Source organism: Paucibacter soli (genome assembly GCF_037482845.1).
In the GTDB taxonomy this organism is placed as follows: domain Bacteria; phylum Pseudomonadota; class Gammaproteobacteria; order Burkholderiales; family Burkholderiaceae_C; genus Paucibacter_B; species Paucibacter_B soli.
Genome location: NZ_JBBHJW010000011.1, coordinates 198,637 through 223,599, shown reverse-complemented (window position 1 = coordinate 223,599; position 24,963 = coordinate 198,637). Strand labels below are relative to the sequence as shown.

The window sequence follows — 24,963 nt, the reverse complement described above, 5'->3', positions numbered from 1 at the left end:
ATGAATCAATCTTGATCGACTGCATCAACCTATGGCCAAGACCAGCCCCGCGATCCCCTTGCGCAGCGCCGTCACCCTCCTGAATTCCGACCAGGTGGTGCAGCGCCTGGGCATCAGCAAGCCCACCCTCTATGCCTATGTGAGCCGCGGCCTGCTGCAGGCGGTGGCCGACCCGGCCGACCCGCGGGCGCGGCGCTACTCCAGCTTCGAGGTGGAGCAGCTGCAGCGGCGCAAGCAGCGCGGCAGGCGCGTGGAGCCGCAGGCCAAGGCGGCGCTGCAAGGCCATTGGCCGGTGCTGGAAACCGCGCTCAGCGGCATCGTCGACGGCGCGCCGGTGTACCGCGGCGAGCCGGTGCTGGCGCTGGCACGCAGCGCCTCGGTGGAGGACGTGGCGCGGCGGCTCTGGCAGTTCGACGACGCCACCGACCCGTTCGCGAGCCCGGCGCCGCGCCTGAACGCCGCCTGGCAACGCCTGACGCGCGAATTGCACGCCCAGCCCTTGAGTGAGCGCACCCTGGCCCTGTTCGCCCATGCCAACACCCAGCTGCACGCCCCGGCCTGGTTGCCGGAGGGGCCGGCGCTGGCGCAGGCCTGCGGCGAACAGCTGCGCGCGGCGGTGGCCTGCTTTCTGTGCCAGCCGCCGCAGGCCACGCCCATCGCCAGCCAGTTTGCGCAAGCCTGGGGCCTAGATGGCAAGCCCGCCGCCGAAGACGCGCTGCGCCAGGCCCTGGTGCTGTGCGCCGACCACCAGATGAACTGGGTCAGCTTCAGCGCGCGCGGCCTCGCCTCGGTGGGCGCGGGCCTGGGCGCCGCGCTGCTGGGCGCGCTGTGCAACCTGCCGGCGCAGTTCAACGGCGGCTCCTGCGCCCAGGTCGAGGCGCTGTGGGACGAGCTGCTGGCCGCGCCGCGCCTGGAGGCCGCGCTGCGAGCCAGGCTGGACCGCGGCGAGGCCCTGCCCGGCTTCAACCATTACGACTATCCGGCCGGCGACCCGCGCGCCGCGCTGCTGCTCAAGCTTGCCGCCCAGCATGCGAAAGCGAAGCTGCCGCCGATCGCGCGCCTGGCCGAGCGCCTCACCGGCGCCAAGCCGGCGCTGGACTTCGGCCTGGTGGCGCTGCGCCGCGCCCTGGGCGCGCCGCCCGAAGCCGCCGCCGCCCTGCTGATGGCCGGACGCTGCGTCGGCATCCTCGCCCATGTGCTGGAACAGCGCCGCAGCGGCGAGCGCCTGGTGGCGCGCTCGCGCTATGTGGGGCCTTGAGCCTGGAAGTCGGCGACGCCTGGTTCAAGCCCGGCGCCGCTGCAGCTCATGCCTGCGTCACGTCGCTTCGTCGGTTGCGGCTGGTGCAAGCGGGCCTGCCGGCTAGCATGCCCGCACAACCCAGCGCAGGAGTGTCACGATGAACTTGCAACGATCCGGCGGCCTGGCCTCGTTCGGCGCCGCGGCCACTTTTCTCGCCGGTTTCTACCTGTTCTTTTCCCTGCTCATGCCGGCCCGCTATGGCGCCCTGAGCGTCGCGCCGCTGCAGCACGTGGCCTTTCTCAAGGAGCACCTGGGCACCCTGTATGCCTGGAACCTGACCATCTATGTGCTGTTCGGCGCGCTGCTGGTGGTGTTGACACTGGCACTGCATGAGCGCCTGCGAGGCGGAGCCCCCGCGCTGAGCCGCCTTGCCGCCGCCTTCGGCACCATCTGGGCGACCCTGGTGATCGCCAGCGGCATGTTGGCCAATGTCGGCGCCGACATGGTGGTGCGGCTGCACGCCCACGATCCCGCGGCAGCGGCCACGCTGTGGCTCGGTCTCAGCATGGTGGTCAACGGCCTGGGTGGCGGCAACGAGATCGTGGGCGGAATCTGGTTGCTGCTGCTGAGCTTGGCCGCGCGCCGCGACGCAGGCTGGCCCAAGACCCTGGCCTGGCTGGGCCTGCTGGTCAGCGCCGCCGGGCTGGCCTCGGCCGTACCGCCATTGAAGGAACTGGGCATGGCGTTCGGCCTTGGCCTGATCGCCTGGTTCCTCTGGGCCGGCGGACTCTTGCTGCGCGGGCGGCAAGACTGAGGGCGCTCCTGCCACGCGGTGCCAGGTAGCCGGCGTCCATCCCCATTCAGAGTGGCCTCGAAAGGGCGCATTTCATTGGAGAAGCAAGATTGCCAACCAGCCGACCGAGCTTGCAGGGACTTCCCGCCACGTCAACGCCGTCGCATTGGAGCTTTCCCATCAAGACCTGACCCTTGCCAATGCCGCCATGCGCGCCGACGCCGCTTGGTCGAAGCGACTGGCGGTAGAAAGCACTGCCGTCTTCGTGCAAACTGCCCGTCAACCCACTCACTCAGGAGACCCCGCATGTTCAGCCACATCATGATTGGATCGAACGATATTGAACGCGCCAAGCGTTTCTACGATGCCGTGTTGGGCGTTCTCGGCGCCGGCGAGCCGATACGCAACACCGCGAAGACGGGGCATGCACGGCTGTTCTATCGCCACGCCGGCGCGACCTTCTGCGTCAGCGAGCCCATCAATGGCGAAGCCGCCACCCATGCCAATGGCGGAACCATAGGCTTCAACTGCGCGTCGCCCGAGCAGGTCAAGGCCTTCCACGACGTGGCCGTGGCCCAGGGGGGCACTTCGGTGGAGGATGCACCGGGGTTGCGCGAGGGCCCGATGGGGCCGCTGTACCTGGCCTATGTCAGGGATCCGGATGGCAACAAGCTCTGCGCCCTGCATCGGCCCAAGTAGGCCGCAGCATCAGGACAGGGAGCTTCCATGTACACAGGCTCATGCCATTGCGGTGCGGTCCGGCTGACCTTGCCGTCCAGGCCCGAGGTGGCCACTGCCTGCAACTGCTCGCTGTGCCGCCGCATTGGCGGCCCTTGGGTCTACTTCGAGTTCGGCACGGTCAGGATTGAAGGCCACCCCTAGGCCACCGCGGCCTATATCTGGGGCGACCGAACGCTGCGCACCATTCACTGCCGAAACTGCGGCTGCGTCACGCATTGGGAGCCGCTGGAGCCCAGCCCGGGCGCGAAACACGGGGTGAACCTCGGGAACTTCGATCCTGAACTGATTGCATCGGTACGCGTGCGGCGCTTCGACGGCGCGCACAGCTGGACCTTCATCGATCCGTGAGCCGGCCGCATTGGCTTGGCTTTCGCGCCAACAAATGCGCGTTCCGCGCCGCTTGAGCCGCCGCGCGGGCTCGACGCCGGCCGCCGCAGCACCTATCTTTTGCCCTTATCTCCCCCCGCAAACCAGGCGAAAGCCTGGGACGCAAAGCCTCCGGCCTACCGCGCCCCTTGAAATCCCGGGCGCCACGGTAGCGGGGCTGCCAGAGCAGCACGGCCGCTCTGGCCTCGCAGCTTGACGAGGCAGCCCATGAAGTACGTTTTCCTGCTCAGCCTGCTGGCCCTGGCCAGCACCACCCACGCCATGCAAGGCGCCGATGCGGCGCCGACCCAGGACCTGGTGCTGCGCGCCAGCAGCAGCAGCGGCAGCACCGACCGGCTGATCGTCAAGTACCGCGACGGCAACGGCGCCTACCCCACTGCCCGCGGCCGCCTGGCTGCGATGGTGGCGGCCAACCGGCAGGGCGTGGCGATGACGCATTTCCGCCAGACCGCCCATGGTGCCCAGGTCTTCAAGCTGAACCGCCGCCTTGGCGCTGGCGAGCTGGAGGCCATGGCCGGCAGCCTGCGCGCCGGCGATCCAAACATCGAGTACGTGGAACCCGACCGCCTGATGCAGCCGGCCCTGGTGCCCAACGACAGCTATTACGCCCAGCAATGGAGCCTCTTCGACGCCAGCGCGGGCATCCGCGCCCCCGCCGCCTGGGACAGGGCCAAGGGCAGCGGCGTGACGGTGGCGGTGATCGACACCGGCGTGCGCCCGCATGCCGACTTCGCCGCCAGGCTGCTGCCCGGCTACGACTTCATCACCAGCAGCGCCATCGCCGGCGATGGCGGCGGCCGCGAGGCCGATGCCTACGACCCGGGCGACTACACCACGGCCGGCCAGTGCGGCAGCGGCACGCCGGCGCAGGACAGCTCCTGGCATGGCACCCATGTGGCCGGCATCGTGGCCGCCGGCGCCAACAACGGCATCGGCGTGGCGGGCGTGGCCTTCGGTGCCAGGATCCTGCCGCTGCGTGCGTTGGGCCGCTGCGGCGGCTATACCTCGGACATCGCCGACGCCATCGTCTGGGCGGCGGGCGGCAGCGTCAGCGGCGTGCCGGCGAATGCCAATCCGGCGCGCGTCATCAACCTCTCGCTGGGCGGCAGCGGCGCCTGCGGTATCACCACCCAGAACGCCATCAACAGCGCGCGTGCCCGCGGCGCCGTGGTGGTGGTGGCGGCCGGCAATGACAACGTCGACGCCGGCAGCGCCGCGCCCGCCAACTGCAGCGGCGTGATCAGCGTGGCCGCCACCGGCAAGAGCGGCGGCAAGGCCTCCTACTCGAACTACGGCAGCAAGGTCACGCTGTCCGCGCCGGGCGGCGACGCCGGCGCCGGCATCCTGTCCACCTACAACAGCGGCAGCACCGTGCCGGGCAGCGATGCCTATGCCTGGATGATGGGCACCTCGATGGCCACGCCCATGGTCAGCGGCGTGGCGGCGCTGATGCTCTCGGTCAACAAGAGCCTCACGCCGGACCAGCTGGCCGCCATGCTCAAGAGCAGCGCGCGCGCCTTCCCGGCCAGTTGCGCGGGCTGCGGCGCCGGTCTGGTGGATGCGAACGCCGCCGTGGCCCTGGCCATCAGCGGCGGAAGCAGCCTCCCGAGCACCCCGCCCGCACCCAGCAGCACCAACACGGTCACCGATATTGAGCCCAACAACAGCGTCGCCAGCGCCCAGGTACTGACCGGCCTAGCCGTCAACGTGAGCGGCACGCTGGGCAGCAGCAGCGATGAGGACTTCTTCAGGGTCTCGGTGCCTGCCGGCAAGACCCTGGTGGCCAATCTCAGCAGCGGCGCGGGCTCGGGCTTCGGCATCGGTGCCTACAGCGCTGCCGGCCAGCAGCTGCTGTTGCTGACAGCGGTGCTGGGCCAGCAGTCGCGGCTCAGCATCAGTAATCCGGGCACGGCCGCCGCGCCGGTGGTGCTGCGCGTGCTGCGCAGCGTCGGCGCTGCCGGCGCCTATACCCTCAGCATCAGCAGCAACTGAGGCGGGGCGGGGTCAAGGGGTTCAGGGGCTCTTGGGGCGCTCGCCCTCGATCAGCCGGCCGGCCTCACCGCTGTTGCGCAGCCGGGCCAGCTGCAGGTCCAGCGCGCGCACGAAATCCGGCAGCTCGGGCCGCTTGGCGATCGACTGCGCCGAGAAGCCGACCCAGGCGGTCTGCGTCGCCAGCACATAGCCGGGCTCCAGCTGCTCGGGCATGCGTCTGGCCCACATCGGGTCGATCTTGGCCAGGCGGTAGGCGCTTTCGATGCTGATGCGGTCGTTGGCATAGCAGTCGATCTGCGCGCTGGCGAGCGCGGCGAGGGCGTCGCGGGGATTGCGGAATTCGGCCTTGATCAGCAGCTGGCGGGCAAAGGCATCGCTCAGTTGCTGGCTCAGCAGATAGCCGCGCATCACGCCGATGCGCTTGCCGGCAAAGTCGCCGGGCCATTGGCTGGCCGGGCCCAGCGCCGTCTGCCGGCGGCAGCTCAAGATCACTTCCTCGCGGTGCAGCGGGCCGGCATAGCTCGCGATCCACTCGCGCCCGAGGCCCCGGTAAGGCGGCAGGAAGCCGTCCACCTGGCCCTGCTCGGCCGCCACCAGCGCGCGCGCCCAGGGCATGGCCACCAGGCGCAGCTGCCAGCCCGGAATGGCCTGGGCGGCGCGCTGCACCAGCTGCACATAGAGGCCGGCGGGCTGCTCGTTCTCCACATGGCTGTAGGGCGGGTAGGCGTCATCAACCGCCAGCACGACCACCTGGGGCTCGGCGGCGTGCACCGCTATGCCCCAACATGCCAGCCACACCAGTGCGCAACGACGACGCCACATCTGTATTTGTTCCGGACTCAGAGGCTGTGAATCAATGGCTTGCCCTGCTTGTGCGGGCCAGTGTAAGGCCGATGCTCCGGGTAGCATCGGGCAACCTGCAGCCATGGGCCCCCTATGAAGCAACTCGCCGGACTGGACGCCAGTTTTCTGTTCCTGGAAACGCCCGAGATGCCCATGCATGTGGGCGCCCTGCATGTGCTGGAGCTGCCGCCGGGCTTCCGGGGCAGCTATCTGGACGCGCTGCGCGCCCATATCGCCAAACGCCTGCCCTATCTGGCGCCGCTGCGCCGGCGCCTGGCCAGCGTGGGGCTGAATATGGTGGCGCCGGCCTGGGTGGATGCCGAACCCGACCTCAGCCAGCACATCGTGCCCGTGGCCCTGCCGCCCGGCAGCGGCATCGCCGCGCTGGAAGAGGCGGTGGGCCGGCTGCATCCGGTGCTGCTGGACCGCAGCCGGCCGCTGTGGAAGTTCCATGTATTCGAGAAGCTCTCGCCCGCGCCGGACGGCAGCACGCGGGTGGCCCTCTACACCCAGGTGCACCACGCCGCCGTCGATGGCCAGGCCGCGGTGGCGCTGGCCGCGGTGATGCTGGACCTGGGCCCGGTGCCGCGCGAACTGCCGGAGAAGCCCAAACGCCAGCGCCATGAGCCCGGCACGCTGGCCCTGCTGCGCGGTGCGCTGGCGCACCAGTGGCAGCAATATGTGCAGCTGGCCAAGGCCTTGCCCGCGGCCGTCGGCACGCTAGCCAGCCTGGCGGGCGAGACGGTAGGCCATGCCCTTGCCGACAGGGCCAGTGGCCTCTCGCAACGCCTGCGCGGCCACACACCCGAGGGCGTGAGCCAGCTGCGCCTGGCGCCGCGCACCCGCCTCAACCGCAGCATTGGCAGCAGCCGCGCCTTCGCCTCGGTGAGCCTGCCGCTGGCCGACATCCACGCGGCGCGCCAGCGCCATGGCGCCAGCCTCAACGACGCGGTGCTGATGATGTGCGGCTCGGCACTGCGCCGCATCTTCCTGGACTGGGGTGAGCTGCCAGCCAAGCCGCTCATCGCGGCGGTGCCGGTGTCGCTGCGCGCCGCGGGCGATGCCAGTTCCAACAACCAGGCCACCATGACCACGGTGAGCCTGGGCACCCATATCGCCAACCCGGCCAAGCGCTGGGCCCATGTGCTGGCGGCCTCGCGCAATATGAAGTCCTCGCTGGGCCATCTGAAGGACCTGATGCCGCTGGACTTTCCCTCGCTGGGCCTGCCCTGGCTGATGGCCGGCGCGGCGCGGCTCTACGGCAAGGCCCATGTGGCCGAGAAGATCCCGGTGCTGGCCAATCTGGTGATCTCCAATGTGCCGGGGCCCCGGCAGGCGCTCTACCTGGCCGGCGCGCGCATGCTGACGAATGCGCCCACCTCCATCGTCGTGCATGGCCTGGCACTGAACATCACGGTGCAGAGCTATGGCGACTCGCTGGAGTTCGGCCTGATCGCCTGCGGCGAGGCCATGCCCGATGTGGCGGCACTGGCCCAGCATCTGCGTGCAGCCTTCAAGGAGTTCCTGGCCCTGGTGTGACGACTAGGGCAAGCGCTCCACATGCGAGCGGGCGCGGCCGCTACCATGACGGCATGACTGCAGCCCAGCGCAAGCCCCGCGTGCCCAAGCAGCCGCAACGCGGCCTGCCGGCCGAAGCCGATGATGATCTCGCGCAGGACGATTTGCGCGCGCCCAATGCCCTGCTGATGATGCTGGAGGGCCGCGCGCCCTGGGAGTTCGCGGCCCTGCTGGCCAGCTACCCCTGGCTGCGCAAGCTGCCGCCGGGCGATGGCCATCCGGTGCTGGTGTTTCCGGGCCTGGGCGCCAACGACATCACCACGCTGGCGCTGCGGCGCTTCCTCGACGAGCTGGGCTATGTGACCCATCCCTGGGGCCAGGGCTTCAATTTCGGGCCGCGCCACGGCGTGCTGGAGCAATGCTCGGCCGACGTGAAGCGCCTGTTCCGCCACCATGCCAGGCCGGTCAGCCTGATCGGCTGGAGCCTGGGCGGCATCTATGCGCGCGAGCTGGCCAAGGAGCTGCCCGACCATACGCGCTGCGTCATCACCCTGGGCACGCCCTTCACCGGCCACCCGCGCGCCACCAATGCCTGGCGCTTCTTCGAGCTGGTGAGCGGCCAGCAGGTCAAGGATCACGCCCTGCTCGAAGAGATACGCCGCACCCCGCCGGTGCCCACCACCTCGATCTACTCGCGCAGCGACGGCGTGGTGGCCTGGCGCTGCAGCGTGATGGAGCCCGGCCCGCTGTGCGAGAACATCGAGGTGCATGCCAGCCATCTGGGCCTGGGGCTGAACCCGTTGGCCCTCTATGTGGTGGCCGATCGCCTGGCCCAGCAGCCGGGCGACTGGCGGCGCTTCGAGCCGCATGGCGCAAGGCGCTGGTTTTACCCGAAGGGCGGCCACTGATGCAGATCAGCGCCAACGGCATCGCCATCGAGCTGGAGGACCATGGGCCCGCCAACGGCGAGCCGCTGCTGCTCATCATGGGCCTGGGCATGCAGCTGCTGGCCTGGCCCGACGAGTTCGTGCAGCAGCTGGTGGCGCGGGGCTTTCGCGTGATCCGCTACGACAACCGCGACATCGGCCTGAGCCAGCGCTTCGACGAGCTGGGTGTGCCCCATGTGGGCCTGGCCTCGATGCAGCATCTGCTGCACCTGCCGGTGAAGAGCGCCTACAGCATCGGCGACATGGCCGAGGATGCGCGCGGCGTGCTGGACGCGCTGGGCATCGCGTGCGCCCATGTCTGCGGCGCCTCGATGGGCGGCATGATCGCCCAGCATCTGGCGGCCCGCCATCCCGCCCGCGTGAAGAGCCTGACGCTGATGATGAGCACCAGTGGCTCGCGCCGCCTGCCCGGCCCCAGCTTCAAGGTACGCAGCGCCCTGCTGGCACGCCCGCCGCGCGAGCACGAGGCCCTGGTGGCCCATTCCGCCGCCTTCATACGCCTGATCGGCAGCCCTGCCTACCCGACCCCCAAGGGCTGGCTGGAGGCCCGCACCGACCGCGCCATCCGCCGCAGCTACCGGCCGCGCGGCATGCTGCGCCAGCTGGTGGCGGTGGCCGCCGACGGCGACCGCAGCGCCCTGCTGCGGCAGATCCAGGCCCCCACCCTGGTGATCCACGGCAGCGCCGACCCGCTGGTGCCGGTGCCCGCAGGCCGCGACCTGGCCGCGCGCATCGCCGGGGCCGCGCTGGACGAAATCCCCGGCATGGGGCACGACCTGCCCCCCGAGCTCTGGCCGCGCTTCGTCGACGGCATCAGCGCGCTCGCCGCCAAGGCCCGCTGAGTTCCAAGCCACGAGAACAGCACCGGCTTCACCACGTTTTCCTGCCTGCACAGGGCGGGCCGATCGCGCTATGTTGCCGTTCTCGCTGCGCGCAAGGAGAACGGCCATGAACCTGAACAGCCTGAAGATCACCACCAAGCTCTGGGGCTTCGTGTCGTTGGTGGTGCTGCTGATCGTCACCATCGCGGTGCTGGGCGTGGCGCGCGGCAACGCCATCCTGGCCGAGGGGCGGGCCGCCCAGGACATCGCCACCGAGCTAGTGCAGCTGACCACGCAGTGGTACGGCATGACCGAGAGCAATGCGGCGCGCAACCAGGCGCTGGCGCTGAGCGGCGAGCCGGCGCTCAAGAATGCCTTTGCAGCCCAGATCGACAAGACCAGCGCGGAGATCTCCACGCTGCAAAAGCGCCTGGAAGCCCTGCCCCTGCGCGACCAGGACCGCGCCCAGCTGAAGAAGATCGGCGAGCTGCGCACCCAGGTGATCGAGACGCGCAAGAAGGCCGTGGCGGCGCGCGCCGAGGGCCATGCGGACGAGGCCGTACAGCTCGTCACGGAGCAGTACCTGCCGGCCATGGGCGGCTATCTGGGCGCCTTGAAGGAGCTGGTGAAGATGCAGGAGCAGCATGTCGTCAACATCCAGGGCGACACCGAGGCGCGCCGCCAGCGCAACAGCATGGCCATCATGGCCGGCCTGGCGCTGGTGATGGTGACGATCTTCTTCTCCACCGCCTGGCTGGTGCGCTCGATACGCGAGCCGCTGGCGCAGGCCAATGCGCTGGCCGCCAGCATTGCCCGGGGCGATCTGCGCGGCAGCGTCAGCAGCCAGCGCGACGATGAATTCGGCGCCCTGCTGCGCTCGCTCGCCGAGATGGCGGCGGCCCTGCTGAGCATGGTGAACCAGGTGCGCCTGAGCAGCGACAGCATCGCCACCGGCAGCGCCGAGATCGCCACCGGCAACAACGACCTGGCGCAGCGCACCGAGCAGACCTCCAGCAGCCTGCAATCCACCGCCTCGTCGATGGAGCAGCTGACGCACACGGTGCGCCAGAGCGCCGACAACGCGCGCCAGGCCAGCAGCCTGGCGGTCGATGCCTCGGGCGTGGCGCAGAAGGGCGGCGCGGTGGTGGGCCAGGTGGTCAGCACCATGCAGGAGATCAACGACAGCAGCAAGCGCATCGCGGACATCATTGGCGTGATCGACGGCATCGCCTTCCAGACCAATATCCTGGCGCTGAACGCCGCGGTGGAGGCGGCGCGTGCCGGCGAGCAGGGCCGCGGTTTCGCGGTGGTGGCCAGCGAGGTGCGCAGCCTGGCGCAGCGCAGCGCCGCGGCGGCGCGCGAGATCAAGACCCTGATCCAGGCCTCGGTGGAGCGGGTCGAATCCGGCAGCCGCCTGGTCAGCGATGCCGGCGCCACCATGAACGACATCGTGCATTCGGTGCGCAAGGTGGCCGATGTGCTGAGCGAGATCACCGCCACCTCGGCCGAGCAGAGCGCCGGCATCGCCGCCGTCAACGAGGCAATCGCCAAGCTGGACCAGATGACCCAGCAGAACGCCGCCCTGGTGGAGCAGAGCGCCGCCGCGGCCGAAAGCCTGAAGGATCAATCGACCCAGCTGGACCGCGCCGTCTCGGCCTTCAAGACCTGAGGCCTGCGCGGCATGCACAATCGCGCCTTGCCCTGAGTTTCGAGGTTCGATCCATGCTGCATTCCTTCAAGCAGCGCGCCGGCGCGCTGCTCGTTTCCCTTGCCTGCGCCGCCATGGGCCAGCAGGCCCAGGCCTTTGCCGCCGTGGGCCACGCGGCGGTGGGCGATGTGGCGGCCGTGCTCATCAAGGGCAGCCGGGCCGAGGCCGAGGTGAAGCGCATCCTGGGCCCGGTGTCGCTGCACGACATTGCCGTCTGGGCCGATTGCGCCAAGGGCATCGACGCCTACAACGACTTCAAGTACACCGTCACCGGCCGCTATCCCGAGTGCGCGCCCTTCGAGAACAACGCCGCCGAAGAGCTGTTGATGCGCGACTACGTGCAGCGCAACAACGATGCCTGCGCGCCCAAGCCGGGGGAGGAAAGCTGCCACAAGCAGTACCACTACACCAACCCCGCGCTGCAGACCGGCCGCTATGTGGCCGGCGCGCTGGGCACCGGCAGGAACGACATCGTCATGAGCTTGCGTGCCGCCATCGCCCGGCTGCAGGGCGGCAGCGTGCCGGCCCCCTACAGCCTGACGAACGAGCGCGAGGCCCTGGCCCTGCTGGTGCACCTGGTCGGCGACCTGCACCAGCCCCTGCATGTGGGTTCGATCTACCTCGATGCCGAGGGCAAGGTCATCGTGCCGCAGGCCGAGCACTACGACCCGCTGAGCCACACGGTGGGCGGCAATGCCATCACCATGGTCGGCGGCAATCTGCACGGCTATTGGGACAACGCACCGAATCGCCTCAGCGAGGCCGAGCTGCAGGCCCTGCCCGAGGCGGCACGCGCGCTGGCGGCCAGCGCCGGCGCCGTCAACACCTGGCCCCAGGCCTGGGCCGACGACACCATCCAGCTGGCAAGCCAGGTGTTCGAGGGCCTGAGCTATGGCGCGCGCCAGCAAAGCCTGCGCGGCCCGCGCTGGCTCGCCACCCTGCCGCCCGACTACGACGCCCGCTCGCTGGCCCTCAGCAAGGCCCAGCTGGCCAAGGGCGGGGCGCGCCTGGCCCAGCTGCTGAAGGCGCTCTGGCCCTGAGCCAGACCGCCTGGCTGCCTGGCCGGTTTTCCCTGCAGGAGCGAAGGCCTGATGAAACTGACGATCAACGGCCGGCAGCACCGGCTGGATATCGAAGCCGACACGCCGCTGCTGTGGGTGCTGCGCGACGAACTGGGCCTCACCGGCACCAAGTTCGGCTGCGGCGTCGCCAGCTGCGGTGCCTGCACGGTGGAAATCGACGGCGTGGCCACGCGCTCCTGCGTGATGCCCATACAGGCGCTGGAGGGCCGGGCGGTGCGCACCATCGAGGCCGTGCCCGACCGCATCGTGGCGGCCCTGCAAGCCGCCTGGCTGCAGCACCAGGTGCCGCAATGCGGCTATTGCCAGAGCGGCATGATCATGGCCGCGGCCGGCCTGCTGCGCGGCAACCCGCAACCCAGCGATGCCGACATCGACGCCGGCATCAGCAATATCTGCCGCTGCGGCACCTACCAGCGCATCCGCACGGCCATCCATAGCGCCGCAGCGGACCTGCGGGGAGCACGCGCGTGAAGCGCCGTGGCTTTCTGATCGCCGGCGGCCTGGCCGGCGGCGGCCTGCTGCTGGGCGTGGGTATCAGCAGCAACCCGCCCACGGCGCGCGCGCGCCTGGGCGACAAGCAGGTGTTCGCGCCCGCCCAAGGCCAGCTGGCCCTGAACGGCTGGGTCAAGATCACGCGCGAGGGCCGGGTGATCGTGGCCACACCGCGCGCCGAGATGGGCCAGGGCGTGCACAGCGCGCTGGCCATGTTGGTGGCCGAGGAGCTGGACGCCGACTGGTCCAAGGTCGGCACCGAGCAGGCGCCGGCGGCGCAGATCTATGCCAACGCCGCCCTGCTGTTGAATGTGGCGCCGTTTGATGCCGATGACGACGGCCTGCTGGCCCGCGTTGCGCGCGGTAGCCTGCAGCGCCTGGGCTACACCCTGGGCCTGCAGGTCACCGGCGGCTCGTCCAGCATCCGCGATGCCTGGGAGCCGATGCGCCTGGCCGGCGCGAGCGCGCGCGCCATGCTGGTGGAGGCGGCCGCCCAGCGCTGGCAGGTGCGGGCCGGCGAATGCATGGTGGCGCAGGGCGTGGTGAGCCATCCGCCCAGCGGCCGCCGTGCCGGCTTCGGCGAGCTGGCCGAGGCCACGGCCGCCATAGCCCCGCGCAGCGAGGTGGTTTTCAAGGACCCCGGCAGCTACAAGCTGATCGGCAAGCCCACGCCGCGCCTGGACCTGCCTTCCAAAGTAAACGGCAAGGCGCGCTTCGGCATCGATATGCGCCCCGAGGGCCTGCTGTACGCGGCGATCCGCCATGCGCCGGCCTTTGGCGGCACCATCAAGCGCCTGGACGGCGCCCGCGCCAGGCAGGGCCGCGGCGTGGTGGATGCCTTTGTGTTGCCCAAGGGCCAGGCCGCCGTGGTGGTGGCCGATCGCTATTGGCGCGCCAAGCGCGTGCTCGACGAACTGCCGCTGGAGTTCGATGCCGGCCCGCATGGCCAGCTGGATTCGGCCCGGATCGGCCAGCAGCTCCGGGCCGCGCTGGAGGGCGGCGACAGCGGCACCGGCTTTCGCAGCCGGGGCGATGCCACGGGCCAGCTCAAGCTGGCCACGCGCAAGCTGAGCGCCGTCTACGAGGTGCCCTTCCTGGCCCATGCGGCGATGGAGCCCATCAACTGCACGGCGCAATTCAAGGATGGCCGGCTGACGCTCTGGTGCGGCACCCAGGTGGCCTCGCTGGCGCGCTGGCGTGCGGCGCAGCTGGCCGGCGTGGACAGCGACCGGGTGGAACTGCATGTGCCCCTGCTGGGCGGCGGCTTCGGCCGCCGGCTCGAGCTGGACATGGTGGAAGAGGCGGTGGCGATTGCCATGCGCCTGCCCGGCCGGCCTGTCCAGCTGCTGTGGTCGCGCGAGGAGGACATGCAGCACGATATGTACCGGCCCGCGGCGATGGCCAGTTTCGAGGCGGCGCTGGACGAGGCAGGCCGGCCGCTGGCCTGGCTGAACCGGGTGGCGGCGCCCTCGGTGGGCCAGTCCACCATGCAGCGCCTGCTGCCCAGCATGGCGATGGACGCGCCCGACAAGAACCATATCGAGGGCGCCTTCGACCTGCCCTATGCGTTGCCGCACCTGAGTGTGCGCCAGCTGCGCGTGGCCACGCCGGTGCCGGTGGGCTCCTGGCGCAGCGTGGGCCATTCCTACAACGCCTTCTTCACCGAGAGCTTCATCGACGAGCTGGCCCATGCCGCCGGGCAGGACCCGTTCGAATACCGCCGCGGCCTGCTGGCCGCCAAGCCGCGCCATCGCGCCGTGCTGGAGTTGGCCGCCGCCCAGGCCGGCTGGGGTCAGGCCTTGCCAGCGGGCCATGCGCGCGGCATCGCCCTGCATGAATCCTTTGGCTCGATCTGCGCCCAGGTGGCCGAGGTTTCGCTGGAAGACAGCGGCAAACCGCGCGTGCACCGGGTGGTCTGTGCGCTCGACTGCGGCATCGTCGTCAACCCCGACACCGTGCGGGCGCAGATGGAGGGCGCCATCGTCTATGGCCTCAGTGCGGCGCTGTTCGGCGAGATCACGATCAAGAACGGTGCGGTGGAGCAGGACAACTTCCCCAGCTACGAGGTGCTGCGCCTGGCGCAGATGCCGCGGGTGGAAACCCATCTCGTGCCCAGCAGCGCCGCGCCCGGCGGCGTGGGCGAACCCGGCACACCGCCGATCGCGCCGGCGCTGGCAAATGCCTTGTTTGCCCTCACGCAGCAAAGGCTACGGCACCTGCCGCTGCGCCTGAAGGCCTGAGGACTACACTCAAAGCGCCGTCTTGCCCCACAGCCCTGTGCTGCATTGCGCCGATTCACGCATCACGCATGGGAGCCAGGCATGCCCGGGTACCAGGTCAAACAGGAGCGCGTCCACTTCGATGGGGTGGCCGCGCTCGAGATCCGCTCGCTGCTCGACAAGCAGCAGTACGCCGACCCGCTGGGCCAGGCCGAGGCCCTGGGCATCTCCAGCGCCCATTGGCCGCTGTTCGGCCTGCTCTGGCCCTCGGGCCTGCGGCTGGCCCAGGCGATGGCGGACCGCCCGCTGATCGCGGGCGAAAGCATTCTGGAGATCGGCTGCGGCCTGGCCCTGGCCAGCCTGGTGAGCCACCGCCGCGGCGCCCTGGTGACCGCCAGCGACTGCCATCCGCTGGCGGGCGCCTTTCTGCTCGAGAACCTTTTGCTCAACCGGCTCGCGCCGATGCGCTACTGCCATGGCGACTGGTCGGCCGCCCCGGCCGAGCGCCAGGGCGCCCAGCTCACGCCCGGGGTGCAGGGCCGCTTCGATCTCATCATGGGCAGCGACGTGCTGTACGAGCGCGACGAGGGCGGCGCGTTGCCGCTCTTCATCGAGCGCCATGCCACGCCCATCAGCGAGGTGCTGATCGTCGACCCCGAGCGCGGCAACCGCTCGGCCTTCAGCAAGCGCATGGCCGCCCTGGGCTACCGCCTGGACGAGACCCTGCTGCACCGCGATCTGCCGCCGGCCCAGGCCTACCGCGGCCGCCTGCTGCGCTACCGGCGTGGCCATGGATGAATAAGTCTGTGCACAAGTCTTGAACAACTTGGTGCTTATCCACAGGCGCCGGCCGCGCGGCGAAGTTGTTATCGCCCGGGCCGGAACAATGTGCGCGCCGGCCCACATGCTTTGGCGGCGCCTAAGCGCTTGTCAGGCCTGCACAAAAGCCGCTTGTCCACAAATACAGGCTGGCTCTATTACGACTACCACCTTGAGAAGCTTCAAATTCAATTGATAGAGAGTGCGGTGCGAAAATACGCCCACACAGCTCCCCGCTTCCATGAACACCTCCACCCTGCATGTGGCATCGGCCGGTTTCGAGTCGGCCTGCCAGATCGGCGCCTTGCCCCTTGGCCACCGCAGCCATGGCCTGCATGGCCACAGCTATTTCGCCAGCGTGCGTGCCATGCTGCCGGCCGATTTCGCGCCCTTCCCGGGTGCCGAGGTGGAGGAATTGCGCCGGCGCCTGCTGGCCTGCGTGGCCCCGCTGGACCATGCGCTGCTGAACCTCCATATCGAGCAGCCCACCGACGAGAACATCGCGCGCTGGATACGCCAGCGCCTGGCGGCCGAGTACGGCGTGCCGGGCATCCAGCAGATCGGCATCCAGAGCACCCAGCATTCCGGCGTGGATCTGGATGTGAACGGCCAGGCCCATGTCTGGCGGCGCTACCGATTCCAGGCCGCGCACCAGCTTCCGAACGTGCCGCTGGGGCATAAATGCGGCCGCATGCATGGCCATGGCTTCGAGGTCATCCTGCATGCCAACCAGGACCTGGGCGAGCGCGACCTGAGCGTGGACTACGACCACCTCGACGAGATCTGGGCGCCCCTGCATGCCCAACTCAACTACCAATGCCTCAACGAGCTGGAGGGCCTGACCAACCCCACCAGCGAGGTGATCTCGGCCTGGCTGTGGGCGCGCATCAAGCCGCTGCTGCCCGAGCTGAGCTGGGTGACGGTGTACGAGACCGGCAGCTGCGGCGCCAACTTCGACGGCAGCCAGTACCGCATCTGGAAGGAGCTGACACTGGACAGTGCAATCCAGCTCAAGCGCGCGCCGGCGGCGAGCCCGCTGCGCGCCATCCATGGCCATACCTACACGCTGCGCCTGCACCTCAGCGCCGAGCTCGACGCGCTGATGGGCTGGACGGTGGACTTCGGCGATGTGAAGACGCTGTTCGATCCGATCTTCAAGGCCATCGACCATCGCCCGCTCTACGAGATCGCCGACCTGCCCGACGGCGACACCGCCAGCCTCTCGGCCTGGGTGCTGGCCAAGGGCCGCGCCGTGCTGCCCCAGCTGGACCGGGTGGACATGTACGAAACCCGCGGTTCGGGCGCGATCGTGAGCGCCTCGGCAGCGGATGAGCTGATACCGGTATGACTTACGCCGTTAAGGAAATCTTCTATACGCTGCAGGGCGAGGGCGCGCAGGCGGGCCGAGCCTCGGTGTTCTGCCGCTTTGCCGGCTGCAACCTCTGGAGCGGGCGCGAGCAGGACCGCGCCGACGCGGTCTGCAATTTCTGCGATACCGATTTCGTCGGCACCGATGGCCAGGGCGGCGGCAAGTTTGTCACGGCCGATGACTTGGCCGAGGCGATCGCCTCGCGCTGGCCGCAGGGCCAAGCCGGCAAGCCCTATGTGGTGTGCACCGGCGGCGAGCCGCTGCTGCAGGTGGACGAGGCCTTGATCGCCGCGCTGCATGCACGCGGCTTCGAGATTGCGGTGGAAACGAATGGCACGCAGCCGGCGCCGCCCGGGCTGGACTGGATCTGCGTCAGCCCCAAGGCCGATGCCGAGATCGTGCTGACCCGGGGCGACGAGTTGAAGCTGGTGTTCCCGCAGCCACTGGCGCGGCCCGAGCGCTTCGCGGGCCTGCAGTTCCAGCATTTCTTCCTGCAGCCCATGGACTCGCCGCTCTTGCAGAAGCAGCACACCCGCGATGCGGTGGCCTATTGCATGGCCCATCCGCAATGGCGGCTCTCGGTGCAGATGCACAAGGTCATCGGCATCGAGTAGGCAGCGCTCAGGCGGGCTTGTTGGTCGGCATGTGCTGGTCCACCGCGTCGAGCACCTGCTCGGGCGCATCGGCCTCCAGCGCGGTCTCGTTGTTGAGGTGGCGCTGCATCTGGGCCACATCCAGATCGCCGGTCCACTTGGCCACCACCAGGGTCGCCACGCCGTTGCCGATCAGGTTGGTGAGGGCGCGCGCCTCGCTCATGAAGCGGTCTATGCCCAGGATCAGGGCCAGTCCCGCCACCGGCACGCCACCCACCGCCGAGAGCGTGGCCGCCAAGACGATGAAGCCGCTGCCCGTCACGCCCGCCGCGCCCTTGGAGGTGAGCAGCAGCACCGCCAGCAGGGTGAGCTGCTGGGTCAGGGTCATGGGCGTGTTGGTGGCCTGGGCGATGAAGACGGCGGCCATGGTCAGGTAGATCGAGGTGCCGTCGAGGTTGAAGGAATAGCCGGTGGGGATCACCAGGCCCACGGTGGACTTGCGCGCACCGAGGATTTCCATCTTGGCCATCATGCGCGGCAGCACCGATTCGGACGACGAGGTGCCCAGCACGATCAGCAGCTCTTCCTTGATGTACTTGATGAACTTCCAGATCGAGAAGCCGTGGGCGCGCGCGATGCCGCCCAGCACCACGAAGATGAAGAGCAGGCAGGTCAGGTAGAAGCTGGCCATCAGCTGGCCCAGCTGCACCAGCGAGCCCAGGCCGTACTTGCCGATGGTGAAGGCCATCGCGCCAAAGGCGCCGATGGGGGCCAGCTTCATGATGTAGCCGATGATCACGAAGAGCACATGCGAGCCCTTTTCGATCAGGTCGAACACCAGGGTGCCACGGCCGCCGAAGCGGTGCAGGGCGAAGCCGAATAGGGTGGCGATCAGCAGCACCTGCAGCATCTCGCCCTTGGCAAAGGCATCGACCACGGTGCTGGGAATGATGGCGAGCAGGAAATCGGTGGTGCTCTGCATCTTGCCGGGGCCGGTGTAGGCGGCGATGCCCTTGGTGTCGAGCGCGGCCGGGTCCACATTCATGCCGCTGCCGGGGTGCACCAGGTTCACCACCAGCAGGCCTATCACCAGCGCCAGGCTGGAAACGACCTCGAAGTACAGCAGGGCCAGGCCGCCGGTCTTGCCGACCTTCTTCATGTCTTCCATGCCGGCGATGCCCACCACCACGGTGCAGAAGATGATGGGCGCGATCATCATCTTGATGAGTTTGATGAAGCCATCGCCCAGCGGCTTCATGGCGGCGCCGCTCTCGGGATAGAAATGCCCCAGCGCAACCCCCACCAAGATGGCAAAGATCACCTGGGCATAAAGCGATTTGTAGATGGGCTGGCTGGACTTCATGGCGCGATTCCTTGGGGTATTGCGCAGCATGTTGCATGGCAACAGGGCCGAAGTCTGTACGTGGAAATGCAGATTTCGACGCCTGCACCATGGCCGCTGGCCTGTCCAGTCACAAGTCTGTGGACAAGTCTTGCGCAACAAGGCTGTTGTCCACAGGCAGGGGCCTCGTGGCCAAGTTGTTGTAGATCAATGCGCCCACAAAAGAGGCCCGCGCGCACATGCTTGTGAATTTTCCAAGCCCTTGTCTTGACTGGAGAAAATGCGCTTATCCACAGAAACGCGCCGGCTCTACTACGGCTACCAATTCCTTATCTAAAACAATGTTGTTGAAAACAGTGGGCGCCCCTTTTTCTATGCTGTTGTCCTGCCGCAGCCCTGGCGCACGCTGCGCTTGGCGGCGGCGCTCGGCCCATGCACACTCGCGGCCCATGAACATCGCCGAGCTCCAATCCCGACTGCGCGCCTTTGCCGCCGAGCGCCAGTGGGAGCCCTACCAGACGCCCAAGAACCTGGCCATGGCCATGGTGGTCGAGGCCGCCGAGCTGGTGGAAATCTTTCAGTGGCTGACGCCCGAGGAATCGCAGGCGATCGCACAGGATCCCGCCAGGCAGCAGCACCTGGGCGAGGAGATTGCTGATGTGCTGCTCTACCTGCTGCAGATCGCCGACCACAGCGGCGTCGATGTGGCCGCGGCGGTGGAGGCCAAGCTGGCCAAGAACGCGCTGAAGTACCCCGCCAAGCGCTGAACCGCCATGTCCGAGACCATTGCCGTCATCGACTTCGAGACCACCGGCATGTCGCCGCAGAGCGGCGGCCGGGCCACCGAGATTGCCGCTGTGCTGGTGCGCGATGGCCGGGTGGTGGACGAGTTCCAGAGCCTGATGCGCACGGGGGTCTGGGTGCCGCCCTTCATCGAGCAACTGACCGGCATCAGCAACGCCATGCTGGCCAAGGCACCGCCGGCCGAGGCGGTGATGCGCGAGCTGGCCCGCTTCACGCAAGGCTGCCCGCTGGTGGCGCACAACGCGTCTTTCGATCGCGGCTTCTGGCATTTCGAGCTCGAGCGCGCCGGTTGCGAGCGCGACCCGGCGCACGAGTTCGCCTGCACCGTGCTGCTGGCCAGGCGGCTCTATCCGGAGGCGCCGAACTGCAAGCTCGGCACGCTGGCGCGCTACCACGCCCTGCCCGACACCGGCCGCGCGCACCGCGCGCTGGCAGATGCGCAGACCACCGCCCATCTGCTGCTGCGCATGCAGGACGATCTGGCCCAGCGTTATGCCGCCGAGCTGGGCGGCGTGCCGGTGGTGCATGGCTTGCTCGCGCGCCTGCAACGCAGCGCCAGGACGGCGCTGAAGCGCTGCGTGCAGGACTATGCCAAGACCCGCCGAGCCCATGGCCAGGCGCTGCTGCACGCAAACTGAAGACGAAAATATCGCGCTGTCAAGCGGCCGGGATGGCGTATTTCGCTGGGAAAATTCCGCCCTTCGTTTTCATTTTCGACCCACTGGTTCTTCGTATGCCGAGTATTCAGGTACGTCCCGCAAGCCTGCGCGACGCCAAAGCCATTGCCGAAATCCACGTCGCAGCCGTGCAGGACGCCTACAAGGGTCTGCTGCCCGAAGCCACGCTGGACAGCTTCTCGGTGCAAAAGCGCCAGGCCTTCTGGCGCGAGGCGATCGACCTCTGCGAACCCCAGGTGATGGTTGCCCACATCGATAACGAGATGATGGGCTTTGTGGGCTTCGACCGTTCGAGAGACAAGGGCACGCCCTCCAGCACCGGCGAGATCTGGGCCATGTATGCGGCGCCCCAGCATTGGGACAAGGGCGTGGGCCTGGCGCTGTGGGACGCCGCCCGCGACGGCCTACAGGAAGAGGGCTGCACCAAGGTCACGCTGTGGACCTATCTGCGCAACGAGCGCGCGCTGCGCTTCTTCGAGCTGGCCGGCTTCAAGCGCGAGCTCAACACCACCAAGACCACCGAGGTGGGCAATGTGCGCCTCGAGGAGCTGCGCCTGCAGCGCTCGCTGGTCTGAGCGGCCGGACGGAAAGAATCAGAGAGCCCGGCACGACCGGGCTTTTTTTCGTTCGAAGCATGACTATTTAGTTGCGCGTCTCACTTATGGCGCATGGGGTCATGTCTTGCCTGAGCGCCGGGCGACTGTCGGAAAGCGCTAAAGTAATGCCTCCTTACTTTCTGACTCTCCTCCAATTGCTCGCGAAGATCACCTCCAAGAATCAATTGACCCTGCCGAAAAGCGTGACGGAAGCACTGGGTCCGGTGCAGTACTTCGACGTGCAGACCAAGGCCGGGCAAATCGTGCTGACACCGGTGCGCATCCAGCGCGGCGATGCCCTCAGAGCCAAGCTGGCCGAGCTCGATCTGAGCGACAAAACCATTGAGAGGGCGCTGGCTCAGGAAAAACCGCCGGCGCGCAGAAAAGCGCCGGCCAGAAAGAAACCGCTGGTGGCCAAGAAAACGGCCGCAAAACCATTGAGTGGCAGCGCGCGCCGCGTCGGCCGCAAATGAGTGGTCGAAAAAGCACTGCCGCGCAGGCCTTGCGCGTGGCCATCGATGCACGCGTGCTGCTGGCCAGCCTGCTGCGTGGCGATGGCCGCGCCACGGCGCTGCGCCAGGCCTGGCAAGCGGGCCGCATCCGGCCCCTGGTCAGCCCGGCGATGGCGCAACAGCTGATGCGCGGCCTGGCCTTTGCGGGCTTCGGCCTGAACCCGGCGCAGCAGCAGGAGTTGCTGGCCGACTTCCTGCCCTATGCCGAGGTGCTGCGGCCACTGTCCAAGCCCGCGCCCGCCGGGCTGGGGGCAGCGGCCTGGTCGGCGCTGGAACTGGCCGCGGCCGGCCAGGCCGGCCTGCTGGTGAGCGACGATCCCGCCCTGCAGCTCTGGCTGAAGCGCAGTCGCAGCGCAATGGCGCGCGCCATGTGCGATTTGCGTAGCGTCGAAATGCTGGTGGCCGAACTATGAGGAGTAGTTCGCAGCGACGTTTGCCGGGTCTTGATACATTGCTAGCGCTATGAGTAGTTTTGATAACAAGATCTCGAAGAACATGTGGAGGGTGGTGTTCTACGAACGCCGCCAGAACCGAGTGCAGATGGACAGAACCGGGCCCTGGCTACCGAACAGGCAACTGGCCATGAACTGGGCTCAATGGTTCGCCGAGCAAGGCTATTTCGTGGCCCTGCAAGACCAGGCGGGCACGCTGGAGCGGCTGCACCAGGGCCTGCCGGCCTGAGCTGAGCGAGCGGCTCTCAGGGCAGGGCCCAACCCTCGGTGGCATGGGCATGCTGTTGCACGCGCAAGGGGCAAAGCTTCTTGGCCACCGCCTTGTGCAGCACTGCCTCGGCCTGGGTCGCCGTCATGTGCAGGGCAAACCTGGCCCAGCGCTTTTGCACCAGCGCGTCGCTCCAGGCATCTTCCAGGGCCCAGCGGATCTCCTGCGGCTTGATCAGCTGACCCTGGCGCTGCAGCACGCGCGGCACCAGGGCCAGCACAAAGCGGTTGAAGTCGGCGCGCAGGGCATCGGCGGGTAGCAGCGCCTCGATGCGCGCCAGGCGCTGGCTCCAGCCGGGCGTGGCGAGCTGCCTCGTCACCAGGGCCTGCAAGGCCTGGATGGGATTGAACAGGCGCAGGCGGTTCGGTGGCAGCAGATGCAGCGGGATCAGTGCCGCCTGTTCATGCGGCAGCTCGGTGACGAAGCTGCACAGCACGGCAATGCGCTGCCATTCCTGGCTGCCGAGACCGGCGATTTCCTTGAAGGGGCCGATGGCCAGGCTGCGCGCGATCTCGCTGGCCTCGGCCCAGCCATGGCCGGCCTTGGCCTGGTTGGCGGCGGGGCTCATCACCGCGAGGTTGCCGGCGGCATAGCCGGCGTCGTCGCGCACGCGGTCGACCGAGCGCTGGTCCAGCGCATGGCGGGTGATGGGGCACCAGTCGGTGTCGAGCTGCTGCAGGTAGTTGGGCGTCAGCAGCAGGGTCTCGAAGTGGCGGCCGCGTGTCCAGGCATGGGTGCGCAGCTGCAGCCACAGCAGGGTGTGCGGGCGTGCCTTCAGGGTGCGGCGGCCGAAGGTGGCCTGGCCGGCCTGCCAGCCCTGGCGCAGCGGCGAGTTGCTAAACAGGTGTTCGACCGGTGGTGTGACGCCATGATGGGCGTAGTCCCAGCCGAGTTCGAAGCCGACGCGCTTGCCGGCGGGCAGGGGGGCCAGATCCGGCATCCGGACCTCGTCGGGCGTGATGCCCAGTTCGATCTGCGCGGGGATGCGACTTTGGGTAACGCGGGATGCTGCTGCGATCTGTGCCATGGTTGTTGCTCCAGTTAAGGCACCTGCCACACGCTTGTCAGGAACCATATGGCACAGTGTGGGCGCTGGCTAGCTCATGGCGTGAGCCAGCTCAAACCAGGGGTAAATACGGGAGAGGGCATGGACCGGACCGAGCGCTTCTACAAGATCGAGATGCTGATTCGCGCACGCGAATGCGTCAGCTTCGCCGCGCTGCTGGAGGCGCTGGAGGTCTCGCCCGCGACGCTCAAGCGCGACTTGCAGTACCTGCGCGAGCGTATGGATGCGCCGATCGAGTACGACGCCATGGCCAATGGCTACCGCTTCGGCCAGCAATGGCGCGGCGCAAAACATGAGCTGCCCGGCGTCTGGTTCAGCGAGAAGGAGCTGCATGCGCTCTTGACCATGCACCAGCTGATGTCCAGCCTGGACGAGGAGGGCTTGCTGACGCGCCATCTGCAGCCCATGTTCGACAAGCTCAGCGGCATGCTGGGCAGCGACGAGGCCGAGGCGCGCGAGCTCACCAGGCGCGTCAAGCTCATCGTCACCGCCCGTCGGCGCGTGCCCTCCGAGCATTTCGAGACGGTGGGCAGTGCGGTGGTGAAGCGCCAGCGCCTGCGCCTGCGCTATCGCAAACGTGCAGCCGGTGGTGCCAGCGTCAGTGAGCGCGTGGTCTCACCGCAGCGCCTGGTGCACTACCGAAATACCTGGTACCTGGACGCCTGGTGCCATCAGAGCGAGGGTTTCCGGCGCTTCGCGCTCGATGCCATCGAGCAGGCCCAAGCGCTGGAGGATAAGGCCAAGGCGGTGAGCAGCAAGCAGCTGGAGGCCGAGCTGGACCAGGGTTACGGCATCTTTGCAGGCGGCAAGACGCAATGGGCGACGCTGGTGTTCAGCGCCGCGGCGGCGCAATGGGTGGCGCGCGAGGAATGGCATCCGAGCCAGCGCAGCGCCTGGCTGGAAGACGGCCGCTGGCGCCTGGAGCTGCCCTATGTGGACGCCACCGAGCTGCTGATGGACCTGCTGCGTCATGCCGGCCAGGTGCGGGTGGAGGCGCCGGCCGCGCTGCGCCAGGCCTACGCCCAGCGGCTCAAAGAAGCAGCGGCGGCGCTGGACTGAACGCTCAGTCGCCCTGCTGCTTCAGGCGTTCGCTGTGCCAGTAGACGTCGTCGCCGCCCAGGCCGTCGAGGTTGGCGCGGTTGAGCACGCGGGCCAGCACGAAGAGCAGGTCGGAGAGCCGGTTCAGGTATTGGCGCGGCGCCTCGTTGATGGTCTCGGCGCCGGCCAGGGTGACGACGGCGCGCTCGGCGCGCCGCGCCACCGTGCGGCACACATGGGCGATGGCGGCGCTGCGCGTGCCGGCAGGCAGGATGAATTCCTTCAGGCGCGGCAGATTGGCGTTGTGATCGGCCAGCGCCTGGTCCAGGCGCAGCACCGCGTCCATCTTTAGCAGCGCATAGCCCGGCATGCAGAGTTCGCCGCCGAGGTTGAAAAGCTCATGCTGGATGGTGATGAGCAGTTCGCGCACAGCCTCGGGCAGGGGCTCGGCCAGCAGCACGCCGAGCTGGGAGTTGAGTTCGTCCACATCGCCCATGGCCTGCACGCGCAGGTGGTTCTTGGGCACGCGGCTGCCATCGCCGAGGCCGGTGGTGCCGTCGTCACCCGTGCGGGTGGCTATCTGGGAAAGTCGGTTTGCCATTGTTCGTATGAAGCTCTGCGGGCCGGTAAAGCCCGCATCTTGC

General features: G+C 68.5%; 26 protein-coding genes and 1 riboswitch. Of the genes, 22 read left to right on the top strand and 4 right to left on the bottom strand.

Annotated elements, in window-relative coordinates:
- Nucleotides 1-31 precede the first annotated feature (31 nt).
- The 5 genes from WG898_RS21820 to WG898_RS21805 all read left to right on the top strand — a co-directional run bounded on the left by WG898_RS21820 (nt 32) and on the right by WG898_RS21805 (nt 5,153).
- On the top strand, nt 32-1,258 hold the full coding sequence (locus tag WG898_RS21820; protein WP_339604888.1) for a citrate/2-methylcitrate synthase: 1,227 nt from the start codon (nt 32-34) through the stop codon (nt 1,256-1,258).
- Nucleotides 1,259-1,397: 139 nt separating this feature from the next.
- Entirely contained in the window at nt 1,398-2,054 is a 657-nt protein-coding gene (locus WG898_RS21815; protein ID WP_339604887.1) for a hypothetical protein, read from the top strand.
- 285 nt (nt 2,055-2,339) lie between these two features.
- Nucleotides 2,340-2,732 carry a VOC family protein gene (locus WG898_RS21810; protein ID WP_339604886.1) on the top strand — a complete coding sequence of 131 codons (393 nt, stop codon included), beginning with the start codon at nt 2,340-2,342 and terminating at the stop codon, nt 2,730-2,732.
- 27 nt (nt 2,733-2,759) lie between these two features.
- Nucleotides 2,760-2,915 carry a GFA family protein gene (locus tag WG898_RS25335; RefSeq protein WP_444718984.1) on the top strand — a complete coding sequence of 52 codons (156 nt, stop codon included), beginning with the start codon at nt 2,760-2,762 and terminating at the stop codon, nt 2,913-2,915.
- A 313-nt stretch (nt 2,916-3,228) separates the two neighbouring features.
- A riboswitch (cyclic di-GMP riboswitch) is annotated at nt 3,229-3,326 on the top strand.
- A 42-nt stretch (nt 3,327-3,368) separates the two neighbouring features.
- Nucleotides 3,369-5,153: a S8 family peptidase gene (locus WG898_RS21805; RefSeq protein ID WP_339604885.1), complete on the top strand. Its 1,785-nt coding sequence runs from the start codon at nt 3,369-3,371 to the stop codon at nt 5,151-5,153.
- A 21-nt stretch (nt 5,154-5,174) separates the two neighbouring features.
- Here the strand turns inward: WG898_RS21805 and WG898_RS21800 are convergent, their stop codons facing one another.
- A complete protein-coding gene (locus tag WG898_RS21800; RefSeq protein WP_339604884.1) occupies nt 5,175-5,975 on the bottom strand; it encodes a substrate-binding periplasmic protein in 801 nt (266 codons plus the stop codon).
- 114 nt (nt 5,976-6,089) lie between these two features.
- Here WG898_RS21800 and WG898_RS21795 point away from each other — a divergent pair, with 114 nt between their 5' ends.
- The 10 genes from WG898_RS21795 (at nt 6,090) to queE (ending at nt 17,585) form a co-directional block, all read left to right on the top strand.
- Nucleotides 6,090-7,535: a wax ester/triacylglycerol synthase family O-acyltransferase gene (locus WG898_RS21795; RefSeq protein WP_339604883.1), complete on the top strand. Its 1,446-nt coding sequence runs from the start codon at nt 6,090-6,092 to the stop codon at nt 7,533-7,535.
- A 53-nt stretch (nt 7,536-7,588) separates the two neighbouring features.
- The gene (locus WG898_RS21790; RefSeq protein WP_339604882.1) at nt 7,589-8,422 is read left to right on the top strand and encodes an esterase/lipase family protein; all 834 of its coding nucleotides are present in this window, start codon (nt 7,589-7,591) and stop codon (nt 8,420-8,422) included.
- Nucleotides 8,422-9,303: an alpha/beta fold hydrolase gene (locus WG898_RS21785; protein WP_339604881.1), complete on the top strand. Its 882-nt coding sequence runs from the start codon at nt 8,422-8,424 to the stop codon at nt 9,301-9,303. The genes WG898_RS21790 and WG898_RS21785 overlap by 1 nt, the downstream gene beginning before the upstream one ends.
- A gap of 106 nt (nt 9,304-9,409) precedes the next feature.
- Nucleotides 9,410-10,951: a methyl-accepting chemotaxis protein gene (locus WG898_RS21780; protein ID WP_339604880.1), complete on the top strand. Its 1,542-nt coding sequence runs from the start codon at nt 9,410-9,412 to the stop codon at nt 10,949-10,951.
- 53 nt (nt 10,952-11,004) lie between these two features.
- The gene (locus WG898_RS21775) at nt 11,005-12,030 is read left to right on the top strand and encodes a S1/P1 nuclease (protein WP_339604879.1); all 1,026 of its coding nucleotides are present in this window, start codon (nt 11,005-11,007) and stop codon (nt 12,028-12,030) included.
- Nucleotides 12,031-12,081: 51 nt separating this feature from the next.
- A complete protein-coding gene (locus WG898_RS21770) occupies nt 12,082-12,543 on the top strand; it encodes a (2Fe-2S)-binding protein (RefSeq protein ID WP_339604878.1) in 462 nt (153 codons plus the stop codon).
- Nucleotides 12,540-14,804: a xanthine dehydrogenase family protein molybdopterin-binding subunit gene (locus tag WG898_RS21765; protein ID WP_339604877.1), complete on the top strand. Its 2,265-nt coding sequence runs from the start codon at nt 12,540-12,542 to the stop codon at nt 14,802-14,804. The genes WG898_RS21770 and WG898_RS21765 overlap by 4 nt, the downstream gene beginning before the upstream one ends.
- 81 nt (nt 14,805-14,885) lie before the next feature.
- Nucleotides 14,886-15,581, top strand: a complete 696-nt coding sequence (locus tag WG898_RS21760; RefSeq protein ID WP_339604876.1) for a class I SAM-dependent methyltransferase — start codon at nt 14,886-14,888, stop codon at nt 15,579-15,581.
- Nucleotides 15,582-15,843: 262 nt separating this feature from the next.
- Nucleotides 15,844-16,950 (top strand): 6-pyruvoyl trahydropterin synthase family protein, encoded by a 1,107-nt coding sequence (locus WG898_RS21755; protein WP_339604875.1) that lies wholly within the window; start codon nt 15,844-15,846, stop codon nt 16,948-16,950.
- Nucleotides 16,947-17,585 carry a 7-carboxy-7-deazaguanine synthase gene (gene queE, locus WG898_RS21750; protein ID WP_339604874.1) on the top strand — a complete coding sequence of 213 codons (639 nt, stop codon included), beginning with the start codon at nt 16,947-16,949 and terminating at the stop codon, nt 17,583-17,585. Before WG898_RS21755 ends, queE begins: the two co-directional genes overlap by 4 nt.
- Nucleotides 17,586-17,592: 7 nt before the next feature.
- Here the strand turns inward: queE and WG898_RS21745 are convergent, their stop codons facing one another.
- Nucleotides 17,593-18,927, bottom strand: coding sequence for a dicarboxylate/amino acid:cation symporter (locus WG898_RS21745; protein WP_339604873.1), 1,335 nt, complete (start codon nt 18,925-18,927; stop codon nt 17,593-17,595).
- A gap of 428 nt (nt 18,928-19,355) precedes the next feature.
- On the opposite strand from WG898_RS21745, the gene WG898_RS21740 reads away from it, so the two are divergent.
- The 6 genes from WG898_RS21740 to WG898_RS21715 all read left to right on the top strand — a co-directional run bounded on the left by WG898_RS21740 (nt 19,356) and on the right by WG898_RS21715 (nt 22,176).
- On the top strand, nt 19,356-19,673 hold the full coding sequence (locus WG898_RS21740; RefSeq protein WP_339604872.1) for a nucleotide pyrophosphohydrolase: 318 nt from the start codon (nt 19,356-19,358) through the stop codon (nt 19,671-19,673).
- Between the two features lie 6 nt (nt 19,674-19,679).
- Nucleotides 19,680-20,348: a 3'-5' exonuclease gene (locus tag WG898_RS21735; protein ID WP_339604871.1), complete on the top strand. Its 669-nt coding sequence runs from the start codon at nt 19,680-19,682 to the stop codon at nt 20,346-20,348.
- Nucleotides 20,349-20,443: 95 nt separating this feature from the next.
- Nucleotides 20,444-20,962 (top strand): GNAT family N-acetyltransferase, encoded by a 519-nt coding sequence (locus tag WG898_RS21730; protein ID WP_285234510.1) that lies wholly within the window; start codon nt 20,444-20,446, stop codon nt 20,960-20,962.
- Between the two features lie 101 nt (nt 20,963-21,063).
- The gene (locus WG898_RS21725; protein ID WP_339604870.1) at nt 21,064-21,456 is read left to right on the top strand and encodes an AbrB/MazE/SpoVT family DNA-binding domain-containing protein; all 393 of its coding nucleotides are present in this window, start codon (nt 21,064-21,066) and stop codon (nt 21,454-21,456) included.
- Nucleotides 21,453-21,908: a PIN domain-containing protein gene (locus WG898_RS21720; protein ID WP_339604869.1), complete on the top strand. Its 456-nt coding sequence runs from the start codon at nt 21,453-21,455 to the stop codon at nt 21,906-21,908. The genes WG898_RS21725 and WG898_RS21720 overlap by 4 nt, the downstream gene beginning before the upstream one ends.
- Nucleotides 21,909-21,957: 49 nt before the next feature.
- A complete protein-coding gene (locus WG898_RS21715) occupies nt 21,958-22,176 on the top strand; it encodes a hypothetical protein (RefSeq protein ID WP_339604868.1) in 219 nt (72 codons plus the stop codon).
- 16 nt (nt 22,177-22,192) lie between these two features.
- Here the strand turns inward: WG898_RS21715 and WG898_RS21710 are convergent, their stop codons facing one another.
- On the bottom strand, nt 22,193-23,242 hold the full coding sequence (locus tag WG898_RS21710; RefSeq protein ID WP_339604867.1) for a hypothetical protein: 1,050 nt from the start codon (nt 23,240-23,242) through the stop codon (nt 22,193-22,195).
- Between the two features lie 120 nt (nt 23,243-23,362).
- Here WG898_RS21710 and WG898_RS21705 point away from each other — a divergent pair, with 120 nt between their 5' ends.
- Nucleotides 23,363-24,340 carry a helix-turn-helix transcriptional regulator gene (locus WG898_RS21705; protein WP_339604866.1) on the top strand — a complete coding sequence of 326 codons (978 nt, stop codon included), beginning with the start codon at nt 23,363-23,365 and terminating at the stop codon, nt 24,338-24,340.
- 4 nt (nt 24,341-24,344) lie between these two features.
- Here WG898_RS21705 and WG898_RS21700 read toward each other — a convergent pair whose 3' ends face one another.
- Complete coding sequence (locus WG898_RS21700; RefSeq protein ID WP_339604865.1) at nt 24,345-24,920, bottom strand: cob(I)yrinic acid a,c-diamide adenosyltransferase; 576 nt, start codon at nt 24,918-24,920, stop codon at nt 24,345-24,347.
- Nucleotides 24,921-24,963 lie beyond the last annotated feature (43 nt).